The following is a 12,343-nucleotide window of genomic DNA, read 5'->3' as shown; positions in this document are numbered from 1 at the left end:
CGGTCGACGACGCCCGGCGGCAGCCACAGGCCGGGCGCCGGGCGCGGCAGGCTTCCCCGGCGCGCTCGGTGCGCCGGGCGAGCGACCGGCCGGGAGCCGCGCGCGGCGGAAGCGCATTGCGCGCTGGGAGCGTGAATTCTCGGATTTACGTCCGGACACTGACGGACACCGACGAGCGCGATCGCCGCGCTACTCCAGGCCGGCCGCTGTGCGGAGGCCGATCGCGCTCGCGCTTGACCTCGCGTGCGGCTCGGGCGACGAACGATGGGATGGCAGGGCCTGACGGTCTAGGCGCGCCGCCGGATCCGGCGGCGGTGATCGCACATGTCGAGGTGGCCGCGGGGAGCGCGCTGTTCGCCGCGCACGCGGCCGTGCCCGGCAATCTGCCGATCGAGCGCGCCGCGTGCGCCACCGAGGCGATCCGCGGCGCCGCCGCGCGCACGCGCGCCGGGCAGCGCGCGAGCGTCGTGCTGGGCGCCCACGAGCTCGTCGGGGCGCTCGCCGCTCTCGGCGAGGCGGCGGCGGTGCGGACGCCGGTCACCGTGCACGTCATCGAGCGCCGCGGCGGGCTCGCCGTCGGGCGCGACGAGCTCGCGCCTGCGCTCGACGTCGGCGCGGGGGTGCTCGTGACCTGGAGCAGCCAGGAGGCGGCCGACATGACGCTCGTGGCGCGGCGCGCCGCCGAGGACAGCGAGACGCCGTTCCTGCACCTCGTCGACGCCCTGCCGTCGGACGTGTCGGCCCTCGGCGGGGCGCGCGAGCTCGCGGCGCGCTTCCTCGGCTCCGAGCGGAGCGCGCCGACCTTCACCGACGCGGCGCCGGGCGAGAGCGACGGCGACGGGGGGCCTCGCCCGCAGGGCCGCGGCGTCGTCCGCAAGCGGGCCGAGCGGGGCTTCTGCGCGCGCGTTCCGTTCGCGCTCGCCAGCGCGATGCGGGAGCTCTGCGAGCTGACCGGCAGGCCGCTCGGCGCGATCGAGCGCGTCGACACCGCGGACGCGGAGGAGATCATGGTCGTCGTGGGCTGCGCGTTCCCGGCGGCACGCGAGGTCGTGCGCAGCCTGCGCGCGCAGGGCCGCCGCGTCGGCCTCGTCGGCGTGCGCGCGCTCCGCCCGTTCTTCGGCGCCGACGTGGTGAAGACGCTCGGGCGCGCCAAGGCCATCGTGGTCCTGGAGCCGCTCGACGTGCCGCTCGCGCCGTACGGGCCCGTCGCCGCCGCGGTGAAGGCGGCGTTCGCCGACGCGCTCACCTGGGCCCCGGGCTTCCCCAGCGTCGGGCGCATCCCGCCGATCCTCTCCGCGACGTTCGCGACGATCGACGGCACCATCACTGAACGCGACGTGCGCCTCTCGCTCGCGGAGATCGCGAGCGGGGAGCGCGCTCGCCGGCACATCGTGTTCGGCAGCGACGGCTGACGCCGCGCGGCAGCGGGAGAGCGGCAGGGACGCAAGCGCGGAAAGGGCCGCCTGGCTGCATTCCCCGGACGCCCGGGTGAGCCTGCCCGCCTAGCTCCTTGCGCGACCCTTGGATCCTGGGTATGGAGGCGGGCCCCGGGGGGTTGGGAGAGGCCCGCAATTTGCGGGCGAGCCCGTCGGGGCCCGGAGACACGCGTCACCTTGGCAAGCTCAAACTGGTTCCAGCCGAACGCCGCCCCCGGGCGAGCGGGCAACGCGCCCGCGACGCCGGTCGAAGGTCAATCGCCGCCGTCCGGAGGGCAGGAGGCGCCGCCTTCTTCGCCGTTCGGCGGAGGGGCCTTCCAGTTCCTCATCCTGGCGCTGCCGCTGCTGCTCATCTTCGTGATGACGCGGAGCCAGAGCAAGAAGCAGAAGCAGCTCGAGTCGAGCCTCAAGGCGGGCGACCGGGTCGTCACGCAGTCCGGGCTCCTCGGCAGGATCGTCGACATCAGCCCGAACTCCCCAAGGGTCAAGCTGGAGATCGCCCCTGGCGTGAACGTGCAGGTCCTGAAGAGCGCGATCCAGGGCCCCGATCCGGGCGAGGTCGCGGCGGCGGACGCCAAGGTCGCCGACGCGGCGAAGGAAAAGAAGTCGTAGGCCGGCGCTCGGCCCAACAGGAAGCTTTTTTACCGCCCCCGCGGCGCCAGACTCCATGCTCCTAAACATCTTCCAGTACGGGTTCGCCGGCGTCGCCGGCCTGTGCCTCCTCGGCGCGTGGCTCAGCCGAGCGAAGCGCGGCGTCTTCGCCTGGGCGGCGCTCTCCGCCGGCGCCGCCGCGTTCGCGGCCCACTACCACGTGTTCTGGGCCCTCGCGACGTTCGGCCTGATGGTGCCGTGGGCGCTGCTCTGCCTCGGGCCGTGGATCGATTTCGCGTGGCGGGCAAAGACGGGCTTCGTGCTGTTCCTGGCGCTCGGCTCGGCGCTCGCCATCTACCCGACCTACCACGACGAGCGGTATGGCCGACCCGTCCACACCGGCCTCTCGTCGGAGGAGGTCGCGGAGCAGGAGACGCGGGCGAGGGCCGGCGAGCTCGGGTTCAGCCGCTTCCTGACGTCGAACATCCCGTTCCGCCTGGTGCGCGGGCTCGATCTGAAGGGCGGCCTCCGCCTCGTCTACACGGTCGACGTCGACGAGGCGATCAGCGACAAGCGCGATCGGTACTACGACGACCTGCGCGCGGCGCTCGCGAGGTCGTTCGGGTTCCACGAGGGCGACAGGCCGCCGACGATCGAGGAGATGCAGAAGCTCCAGACGAAGCTCCGCATCGAGAAGTCGCGCGAGCAGGCGGACACGATCGCGATCACGTTCAACGACCCGGCGGACTCCGAGAAGATCAACGACGAGTTCCTGGCGAAGTTCCTGCAGGAGCTGCAGCTCCAGCGCTCGGCGGATCGCCGCGTCGCGAAGTTCCGGATCCGCGACGAGGTCTCGAGCAGCATCCGCGAGCGGGCGGTGTCGCAGGCCAAGGAGACGGTGCTCCGCCGCGTCGACGGGCTCGGCCTCAAGGAGGCGAGCGTCTCCACGCGCGACGAGGACGTCATCATCGAGGTCCCCGGCGACGACGAGGCCGCGTTCACCACGATCCGCGAGATCATCAGCCAGACCGCGCGCCTCGAGTTCAAGATGGTCGACGACGACCAGGACTTCTTCGAGCCGATCGCGAGGAGCGCCAAGGAGGAGGACCTCCCGAAGGGGCTGACGTTCTCGATCGAGAACGCGCCGGTCGGCCCCGGGAAGACGAAGCCGGTCCACTTCGCGCGGATGGTGCGCGCGGAGCACGAGGAGATGCGCGACACGCTGAAGCGGCTGCGCGAGTGGGTCGGGACGCTCCAGGTCCCGGCGGACAACGAGATCGGCTTCGGCAAGCTGTACGAGTATGACGAGGAGAAGGACGCCATCGACGAGATCGGCTGGCGGACGTACTTCCTCTTCAGCAAGGCCGAGATCACGGGCGACATGGTGCGCGACGCGCAGGCGCTCCCGGATCAGAGCGAGGGCGGCCTCGGCGGCTGGTACGTGTCGATGGATTTCACCCCGACCGGGGCCGACCGGTTCGAGGACATCACCGGCAGGAACGTCAAGCGGCGGTTCGCCATCATCCTCGACGACAAGGTCGAGAGCGCGCCGGTCATCCAGACCAAGATCGGCGGCGGCCGCGCCCAGATCACGATGGGCTCGCAGAACCCCGAGCAGCAGCTCCAGGACGCGCGCAAGCTCGAGCTGGTGCTCCGATCGGGCGCGCTGCCGGCCCCGATCTCCCCCTCGAACGAGCAGCGCATCGGCCCGTCGCTGGGCAAGGACGCGATCCAGCAGAGCATGAAGGGGGCCATCGCGAGCGGCCTGCTCGTCGTCGTGTTCATGGTGGTGATCTACAGCCGCGCGGGGCTCATCGCGGACGTCGCCGTCATCTTCAACCTCATCCTGCAGATCGCCGTCCTCGCGATGTTCGGGGCGTCGATGACGCTGCCCGGCATCGCCGGCCTGGTGCTCACCATGGGCATCGCGGTCGACGCCAACGTGCTGATCAACGAGCGCATCCGGGAGGAGCTGAGGAACGGCAAGAGCCCGCGCGCCGCGGTCGACGTCGGTTACGACAAGGCGTTCAGCGCCATCCTCGACGGCCACGTGACCACGCTGATCTCGGGGCTCATCCTGGCGCAGTACGGCACCGGCCCCATCAAGGGCTTCGCGATCACGCTGATCGTCGGCATCGCGATCAGCCTGTTCACCGGGGTCGTCTGCACCCGCCTGATGTTCGACTGGGCGGTCCGCGGCCGAAAGATCAAGACGCTCTCGCTCGGCTGAGAACGAGGGGGCGCGAGCCGCTCTCCGACCTTATGAGGGAGAACGCGCGAGCGGCTCTCCGATTGAGACACGACGATGGAACTCATCAAACCTGGCCGTCAGTTCGACTTCATGGGCAAGCGCTGGCTCTTCATCGGGCTCAGCGCGGTGCTGCTCATCCTGTCGATCATCTCGTTCATCGTGCCGGGGCCGAAGCTCGGGACCGATTTCAAGGGAGGCACCGAGGTCGAGGTCGCTTTCCGGGCTCCGGTATCGAGCGCCGAGGTCCGCGAGGCCGTCACCAAGGCGGGCTTCGACGCCCCGGACATCGTGTCCGTCGCGGATCAGGCCAACCCGAACCGCTACCTCATCCGGGTCCACGAGGTCTCGGCCCTGTCGGAGCAGCAGAAGGCCGCGGTGCGCGATCGGCTGTGCCTGCCGCCGGAGAACGGCTCCGTCCCCGAGGACCGCTGCCCGCCCGCTGTGCGCGCCACCGAGGTGAAGTTCAGCCCCGGCGGCGACAAGATCTCCACGCGCTACGACGCCGCGCCCGATCTGGAGGGGATCAAGAAGCAGCTCGAGGGCATCGAGGGGGTCGAGCTCAGGGCCGGCGCGAACAACCCGCTCGTCGTGAGCGAGCGCGACAACAAGGTCGAGCTCCACCTGAAGTCGAAGGGCGACCAGCTGATGGACGGCCTCCGGCAGCACCTCGGCGCGGACAAGGTGCCCGAGCAGGCGCTCCGGGTCGAGTGGATCGGCCCGAAGGCCGGCGCGCAGCTGCGCGACGCGGCCATCAAGAGCGTCGCCATCACGATCTTCTTCATCATGGCGTACATCGCGTTCCGGTTCGACATCCGGTTCGCGCCCGGCGGCATCGTCGCCCTCGTGCACGACGTCGGCATCGCGCTCGGCGCGATGGTGATCACGCAGCGGGAGATCACCCTGTCCACGGTCGCCGCGCTGCTCACGATCGTCGGCTACTCGATCACGGACACGGTCGTCGTCTACGACCGGATCCGCGAGAACCTGGGGAAGCACCGCGACATGAGCTTCGCCGCCGTCATCAACTTCTCGCTCTCCGAGATGCTCGGGCGCACGATCCTCGTGTCGATGACGACGCTGCTGTCGCTCGTCATGTTCCTCTTCTATGGCACGGGCGTCATCAAGGACTTCGCGTTCACGCTCGTCGTCGGGATCGCCGTCGGCACGTACTCGTCGATCTACGTCGCGGCGCCGCTCACCGAGTGGATCGACCGCCGGTTCTTCGGCGCGAACGGGAGCAAGCGCAAGAAGGTCCGCCGCGTCCGCACGCAGAAGCGCGCCGACGCGGTCGTCTGAGCGCCTCGCCGTGGCCGCGCGTGGCCGCGCGGCCTGAACCGCCCCAGGCCATGGACGCACCCACCCCGTCGGTGTACCCGCTTCTGTGATGAGCACCGCCACGGAGGCCTGGAGGGAGCTCCCCGAGCGCGAGGCGCCGGCCTCGGCTTCGCACGGCGCGGGGGGCGCCGCGCCCGTCGCGGATCCGGGCGAGGCGTCCGCCGAGGCGCTCGTGATGGCGCGCCAGCTGGGGCTGTCGATCACGGTCGCGGACATCCTGCACCGGGCCGGCTGGGCGCCTGACGAGGCGACCCGGCGCTTCCTCGACCCGCGGCTCTCGCACCTCACGTCGCCCGACGCGATGGCCGATCGCGAGGCGAGCGCGGAGCGGATCGCGCGCGCCGTGCGCGCCGGCGAGCGGATCGCCGTCTTCGGCGACTACGACTGCGACGGGATCACCGCGACCGCCATCATGACCAGCGGGCTGCGCGCCCTCTCGGGACAGGTGGTGCCGCTCCTCGCGACCCGCGCCGAAGGCAGCTACGGCCTCTCGGCGCCCGCGCTGGAGCGCGTGATGCGCACAGGTCCCACGCTGCTCATCACGTGCGACTGTGGCTCCAGCGATCACGAGCGGCTGGCCGCGGCCCGCGCGGCCGGCATCGACTGCGTCGTCATCGATCACCACCTCGTGCCGGCCGAGCCGCTCCCCGCGATCGCGTTTCTGAACCCGCACCGCGCCGATTGCGGCTTCCCGTACAAGGGGCTCGCCTCCTGCGGGCTCGCGCTCTCGCTCCTGGCCGCCGTGCGCAAGAAGCTCGGCTCGTCGCTCGATCTCCGCCCCTACCTCGACCTCGTGGCGATCGGCACGGTCGCCGACGTCGCTCCGCTGACGGGTGACAACCGCGCGCTCGTGCGGGCCGGCCTTGGCGTGCTCCAGACCGGGCCCCGTCCAGGGCTCCGCGCGCTCGCGGCGCTCGCCAACCTCGATCTCGGGCGCGGCGCGTCCGCCGAGGACGTCGCCTTCCGGATCGCGCCCCGCCTCAACGCGCCCGGTCGGCTCGGCGATCCCGACATCTCCCTGGAGCTCCTGCTCGCGCACGACGGCGTGACCGCCTCCGCGCTCGCCGCCACGGTGGAGCAGGCGCAGATGAAGCGGCGCGCGATCCAGGACGAGATGCTGACCTCCGCGCTCGCCGAGATCGAGCGCGCCGGGTTCGCTCGGGATCCTGCGATCGTCATCGCGCGGCAGGGCTTCCACCCCGGCGTGGTCGGCATCGTCGCTGGCAGGATCACGGCTCGCTACGGCAAGCCGACGATCGTGATCGCGCTCGAGGGCGCGAAGGGGCGCGGCTCGGTGCGCGGTCCAGCGGGCGCGCGGCTCCACGACGCGCTCACCCGGTGCCGCGCCGAGCTCGTCGGCTTCGGCGGCCACCAGGCGGCGGCCGGCGTCGAGGTGCGCGCCGATCGCGTCGAGGCGCTCCGGTCGGCGTGGTGCGACGCCTTCCGCGAGCAGGACCTCCCGGCCGCCTCGGCGTTCGCGGCCGCACACGTCCGGCTCGACGATCGCGACGATCCGGCGGCCGTGGCGCGCGATCTCGAGCGGCTCGAGCCGTGCGGCGAGGGCAACCGCCCGTCGTACGTCCTCGTGGCGGGCGCGGCCGTGCGCTCCGCGAGGAACCTGAAGGGCCACCTCAAGCTGGAGCTCACGTTCGCGCGCCGCGAGATCTCGTGCTTCGGGTTCGAGCTGGGCGAGCTCGCGCCGCGGTTCACCGGCAAGCGCGTGGACGTGGTGGGCCGCCTCCGGCGCGACGCCTGGCGCGGCGGGGACGCCGTCGAGATCAGGATCGAGCACGTCGCCGCGTCCGACTGAGCGTTCGCGGCGGGCCTCCGCGGCGTGCTAGCGTGAACGCGTGGCTGAGCCGCTGATCCGGTTCTCGCGTGTGCGCAAGGCCTTCGGTCCGAAGGTCATCTACCGCGACCTGAACCTCGAAGTGTACCCGGGCGAGACGCTCACCATCATGGGCGGCTCGGGCGTCGGCAAGAGCGTCATGCTCAAGCTGCTCATCCGTCTGCTCGACGCTGACGGTGGATCTATCCAGTTTCACGGTGAGGAGATCACGCGCCTGAGCGAGTCGCGCATCGCCGGGGTGCGCCAGCGCATCGCGATGCTCTTCCAGGGCGGCGCCCTGTTCGACTCGATCTCGGTCGGTGAGAACGTCGCTTACGGCCTGCACGAGCACTACCGCAAGGAGATGACCGAGGCGCAGATCGCGGATCGGGTCAACTGGGCGCTGTCGCTGGTCGGCCTGCCGGGCATCGAGCAGATGCGCCCGGGGGACCTGTCCGGCGGCATGAAGAAGCGCGTCGGCCTCGCGCGCGCCATCGCGGTGCAGCCCGAGGTGCTGCTCTACGACGAGCCGACGACCGGCCTCGATCCGATCAACACCGAGCGCATCAACCACCTCATCAAGGGGCTGAAGCAGGCGCTCAACGTGACGAGCATCGTGGTGACGCACGACATGAAGAGCGCGTTCTCGATCTCCGATCGGATGGCGATGATCTTTCGCGGCGAGGTCATCGCGACCGGCACCCCGGACGAGTTCCGGAGGTCCACCGATCCCCATGTCGCCGATTTCATCACCGGGACCGCTCCGGTGAATGAGGACGTCCAGACGCTTCTCGGCGCGTGACGATCCTCCCGAGATCGCGCAAGATGCCCTTCTGCATGGGCAGAGCGCGCGATCTGAAGGTCGGACTCTTTGTGCTGGCGGGCCTTGTGCTCTCCGCCGTAGTCATTTTCCTGATAGGAGACGAGCGGCGGCTCTTCGACTCCTCCGTCGCCTTCACGACGAACTTCGCCGACGTCCAGGGGCTGAAGCCGGGCGCGCCCATCCGCATGGGAGGCATCGACATCGGTCACGTCGCCGAGGTCGCTTACGGCCCTGATCCGAAGGACACCAAGATCTATGTGAAGCTCGAGATCGTCGAGAGCGAGGCGAGCCGGATCAAGACGGACAGCGTCGCCCAGATCGCGAACAAGGGCCTGCTCGGCGACAAGATGCTGGAGCTCACGAAGGGGCAGAGCCCGGACTCGGTGCCGCCCGGCGGCCACATCCCCGGCGAGGTGCCGACCGACGTGATGGGGAAGGTGACCGGCATGGCCGAGAAGGCCGAGGCGACGCTCGACAACATCCAGAAGGTCTCGGAGAACATCGCCGACGAGAAGCTGCACAGGGATCTCCGCGAGACGGTCGCCTCGGCGAACACGCTGATGAAGCAGGTGACCGAGGGGGAAGGCTACCCGCACCGCTTCCTGACCGATCCCGAGGAGGCCGAGCGCATCTCGCGCACCGTGCAGAGCCTCGACCGCCTCAGCACGGAGCTCGCGAGCGCGGTGCGCGAGGTGCGGGGGGTCGTCTCGCGGGTCAAGGAGGGGCCGGGGTTCGCGCACGATGTCATCTACGGCGACGGCCCGCAGAAGCAGATTCAGCAGTTCGGGAGCGCGGCGGACGAGGTCGCCATGACGCTGCGGGGCATCCGCGAGAGCGACAGCCTCGCGCACGACGCGCTCTATGGCGGCAAGGGCGACGGCGCCGAGGCGCTCGCCAACGTGACGGCGATGACCGGCGATCTGCGGGCGATCGTGCACGACATGAGGGCGGGCAAGGGGACCCTCGGCGCCCTGCTGGTCGATCCGTCGATCTACGAGGACATGAAGAGCCTCCTCGGAAACGTGCAGCGCAACGACGTGCTCCGCGCCCTCGTGCGCTACTCGATCAAGCAGGACGAGCAGAAGCCCGCGGTCCAGGTCGGCGGCGCCACGCCGTCGCCCTGACGGCACATCCGAGCCGCCCGCGCAAGCGCCGGAGCGGTAGCGCCTTGCGTTATCTCAGGCCGCCCTTTATTCCTCAGTGTCTCGATGCCCAGGAAGCTCGCTGACCGTCTGTCGGCCGTCGCGCCCAGTGCAACGCTCGCCATGGCGGCGAGGGCCGCGCGCCTCCGCGCCGACGGGCACAAGGTCTTCTCCTTCGGCGTGGGCGAGCCTGACTTCGACACGCCGGAGCACATTCGCATCGCGGCGAAGGCGGCGCTGGACGCCGGCGCCACCCACTACACGGCCGTGTCCGGCATCTCCGAGCTGAAGTCGGCGATCTGCGCCTCGACCGAGCAGCACCGCGGCTGGCGGCCGCTGCCGAGCCAGGTCACCGTGAGCTGCGGCGCGAAGCACGCGTTGTTCAACCTCGCGACCGCGCTCTTCGAGCCGGGGGACGAGGTCGTCATCCCCGCGCCCTACTGGGTGAGCTACCCGGAGCAGGTGCGCCTCGCCGGCGCCACGCCGGTCATCGTCGACACGACCGAGGAGATGGGGTTCCGCCTCACGGCGGACGCGCTCCAGGGCGCGCTTTCTCCGCGGGTGAAGGCGATCATCCTGTGCACGCCCTCCAATCCGACCGGCTCGGCGTATGCGGAAGAGCACCTGCTCCCGCTCCTGGGCGTGCTGCGGCGCCATGACTGCTGGATCGTCGTCGACGAGATCTATGCCGATCTCACCTACGACGGGTTCCGGCACGTGTCGCTCCCGGCGCTCGCGGAGGACCTCGCGCCGCGGGTGATCGTCGTCGACGGGGTCAGCAAGACCTTCGCCATGACGGGCTGGCGGATCGGCTGGAGCATCGCGCCGGCCGAGGTCGCGAGGGCGCTCGACGTGGTCCAGGGCCAGAGCACAACGAACGCGGCGGCCGTCTCCCAGGCGGCCGCTGTCGCCGCCCTGAACGGGCCCCGCGACGCGGTGTTCGCGATGCGCGCGGCGTTCGCCCGGCGGCGCGCGCTGATGGTCGAGGGGCTCAACGCCGTACCGGGGGTGCGCTGCAGGATGCCGGAAGGCGCGTTCTACGCGTTCGCCGACGTGCGCGGGCTCTGCGGGCGCGCTTTCCAGGGGACGACGCTCGCGAGCGACGAGGACGTGGCGACGTGGATGCTCGATCAGGCGCACGTCGCCGCGGTCGCCGGCACCCCCTTCGGCGCGCCTGGGTACCTTCGCTTCTCGTATGCCTGCGATGAGGATCACATCGAAGCAGGCCTCGCCGCGCTCCGGCGCGCCGTCGCCACGCTCGATTGACCGCGCGCGTCGCTCTGCGCCGGTGCCCGCGCGCGCTCGAAGCGCAGCGGCGCCCGTCCCCGCTCGCTCGACCGCGACGCCGCGCGGACGCGGCGGTCCGCCTGGCACCGTGCCCCGGTCGCTCACCGGCGGCGCGCAGCCGGCGCGCGCGGGCCCCACGGCCGGCGCGCTGGCCGCAGCCGCCAGACGCGCCTTCACCGGCGACCCGCCGGTTCGGGCCTGGTTCGGGGCCTGATGAAGGAGCGCCGCGAAGAAGTTCGACATCGCCAGCGAGTTCTTCTTGTCGAACGCCGATGTTTGGGTTAAAAGCGCCACGTCTTTCCGAAACGGCCGGGTGACAACTGGCTGGCATCGGGCGCATAACTCAGCGGTAGAGTGCGTCCTTCACACGGACGAAGTCGCAGGTTCAAGTCCTGCTGCGCCCACCCCGATTCGCTCCTCTGGTGAGCTGGTTCCACGCATCGAGCTGCATGCGTGGCCGTGCCGCTCCCAGCGCCTGTTGAGCGGCTGCTTCGGAGCATCGAGCCGCCCACGCGGCCGTCCTGGGACCTCCATGCGTGCCGGCAGCGCTGCGGGGTTGGCAGGGCGGAAGGCCGGTCGCCGCCGTCACGTCGAGGCGCGACAGCGGCGATGCGAGGGAACAGGCCGCTCCGGGGTTGGCGAGGCGAAGGCGGTCAGCGAGCAGCGCTCGCGGCGGGCGGCGCTGCCGCCGCCTTGTCGTTCTTGCGCTTCTCGATGGCGCTGGCCGTCGCGCGGAGCTCCTTCTGGAGGGGGCCGCACCTGAGGCACTTGCGCGTCCGATGGCCCCGGCATGGCTGGGGGGTGCCGAACGCCTTGATGTAATGGAGCGCGCGGACATCGCCCTCCTCGCGCGCCCTGGCGAGCATCGCCTTGGTGGGGCAGTCCGTGAGGCGGCGCAGATCGTCGGCGACGAGCAGCGCCGGCGACGCGAGCTGCCGCACGCTGCTCTCCATCAGCCGCGTGCTCGCGTGGTCCCTCGGCCAATCGCCGAACTTCGGCGCGGTCACCACCTCGTAGAGCAGGTCGGGACCGCGGCTTCCCATGTGCTTGGCCATCAGATCGAACGCCGTGAGGGCGAGGTCCGGGGTGCCGTTCGCCGCCCTCAGGATGATCTGCTTGAGATCGTCGTTCCCGACCTCCTCGGGAGCGATCTCGAACAGCCGCTGCGCCGTGAGCAGCGCGGCCGCCATCGCCTTCTCGCGCCCCTGCGCGACCGCGAGCGCCCGGAGGACCGCAGGGTCTTCCGGATACCGCTGCGCGAGCGAGCCGAGCGCCGCGCTCCCCGCGGCCTGGGCGCTCTCGAGCTCCGCGGGTTGAGCGCGGGCAGGCGGCGCCTTCGCCGGGGCCTCGGGCTCCGCGGGCGCGAGCGTCGGCGCCGGCTCGGGGGCCGGCGCGCTGCTGCTCTCGCGGCCGCTGCTGCTGGGCGCGGCCGCCGGCGAAGGGCTCGGCGAGGCGCTGGCGCCTCCCTCGAGCGCCGTCACGGCCGTCGGATCGCGCAGCGCGACCGCGCCGCAGACGAGCCCGGTCGCGGCCAGCAGGCCCAGCGCGGCCAGCGTGGCGGCCGCCTTCGAGCGGCCCAGCCCTGATTCACCGACGTGACTCACCGAGCCGCTCATCGCAGCTGCCTCTCCCGCGGAGGACCCGCGGCCT

At 71.3% G+C, this 12,343-nt stretch carries 9 protein-coding genes and 1 tRNA gene; 9 read left to right on the top strand and 1 reads right to left on the bottom strand.

The genetic code is table 11. From position 1 onward, the window contains the following. Positions 1-269: 269 nt before the first annotated feature. The 9 genes from WMF44_RS24435 (at position 270) to WMF44_RS24395 (ending at position 11,097) form a co-directional block, all read left to right on the top strand. Entirely contained in the window at positions 270-1,412 is a 1,143-nt protein-coding gene (locus WMF44_RS24435) for a transketolase (protein ID WP_437301498.1), read from the top strand. 201 nt (positions 1,413-1,613) lie between these two features. Further along, entirely contained in the window at positions 1,614-2,048 is a 435-nt protein-coding gene (gene yajC, locus WMF44_RS24430) for a preprotein translocase subunit YajC (protein ID WP_437301497.1), read from the top strand. A 55-nt stretch (positions 2,049-2,103) separates the two neighbouring features. After that, positions 2,104-4,257: a protein translocase subunit SecD gene (secD, locus tag WMF44_RS24425; RefSeq protein WP_437301496.1), complete on the top strand. Its 2,154-nt coding sequence runs from the start codon at positions 2,104-2,106 to the stop codon at positions 4,255-4,257. A 75-nt stretch (positions 4,258-4,332) separates the two neighbouring features. Next, positions 4,333-5,574 carry a protein translocase subunit SecF gene (gene secF, locus WMF44_RS24420; protein WP_437301495.1) on the top strand — a complete coding sequence of 414 codons (1,242 nt, stop codon included), beginning with the start codon at positions 4,333-4,335 and terminating at the stop codon, positions 5,572-5,574. 88 nt (positions 5,575-5,662) lie between these two features. Beyond that, positions 5,663-7,423 carry a single-stranded-DNA-specific exonuclease RecJ gene (recJ, locus tag WMF44_RS24415; RefSeq protein WP_437301494.1) on the top strand — a complete coding sequence of 587 codons (1,761 nt, stop codon included), beginning with the start codon at positions 5,663-5,665 and terminating at the stop codon, positions 7,421-7,423. A 40-nt stretch (positions 7,424-7,463) separates the two neighbouring features. After that, entirely contained in the window at positions 7,464-8,243 is a 780-nt protein-coding gene (locus WMF44_RS24410; protein WP_437301493.1) for an ABC transporter ATP-binding protein, read from the top strand. A 35-nt stretch (positions 8,244-8,278) separates the two neighbouring features. Continuing rightward, entirely contained in the window at positions 8,279-9,388 is a 1,110-nt protein-coding gene (locus WMF44_RS24405) for an MlaD family protein (protein ID WP_437301492.1), read from the top strand. 141 nt (positions 9,389-9,529) lie between these two features. Continuing rightward, positions 9,530-10,672, top strand: coding sequence for a pyridoxal phosphate-dependent aminotransferase (locus WMF44_RS24400; protein ID WP_437301491.1), 1,143 nt, complete (start codon positions 9,530-9,532; stop codon positions 10,670-10,672). Between the two features lie 353 nt (positions 10,673-11,025). Next, positions 11,026-11,097 (top strand) — tRNA-Val (locus WMF44_RS24395). 249 nt (positions 11,098-11,346) lie between these two features. On the opposite strand, the gene WMF44_RS24390 is transcribed toward WMF44_RS24395, so the two are convergent. Further along, on the bottom strand, positions 11,347-12,309 hold the full coding sequence (locus WMF44_RS24390) for a hypothetical protein (RefSeq protein ID WP_437301490.1): 963 nt from the start codon (positions 12,307-12,309) through the stop codon (positions 11,347-11,349). Between the last annotated feature and the right edge of the window lie 34 nt (positions 12,310-12,343).

This window comes from Sorangium sp. So ce426, assembly GCF_051475585.1.
Lineage (GTDB): Bacteria > Myxococcota_A > Polyangia > Polyangiales > Polyangiaceae > Sorangium > Sorangium cellulosum_B.
The sequence above is the reverse complement of the archived record's forward strand: the minus strand, read 5'-3'. Positions and strand labels throughout refer to the sequence as shown.

Coding starts and splice junctions, on each gene's coding strand:
- WMF44_RS24435 (WP_437301498.1), top strand. CDS start 270: ATGGCAGGGCCTGACGGTCTAGGCGCGCCGCCGGATCCGGCGGCGGTG.
- secD (WP_437301496.1), top strand. CDS start 2,104: ATGCTCCTAAACATCTTCCAGTACGGGTTCGCCGGCGTCGCCGGCCTG.
- secF (WP_437301495.1), top strand. CDS start 4,333: ATGGAACTCATCAAACCTGGCCGTCAGTTCGACTTCATGGGCAAGCGC.
- recJ (WP_437301494.1), top strand. CDS start 5,663: ATGAGCACCGCCACGGAGGCCTGGAGGGAGCTCCCCGAGCGCGAGGCG.
- WMF44_RS24405 (WP_437301492.1), top strand. CDS start 8,279: ATGGGCAGAGCGCGCGATCTGAAGGTCGGACTCTTTGTGCTGGCGGGC.
- WMF44_RS24400 (WP_437301491.1), top strand. CDS start 9,530: ATGGCGGCGAGGGCCGCGCGCCTCCGCGCCGACGGGCACAAGGTCTTC.
- WMF44_RS24390 (WP_437301490.1), bottom strand. CDS start 12,309: ATGAGCGGCTCGGTGAGTCACGTCGGTGAATCAGGGCTGGGCCGCTCG.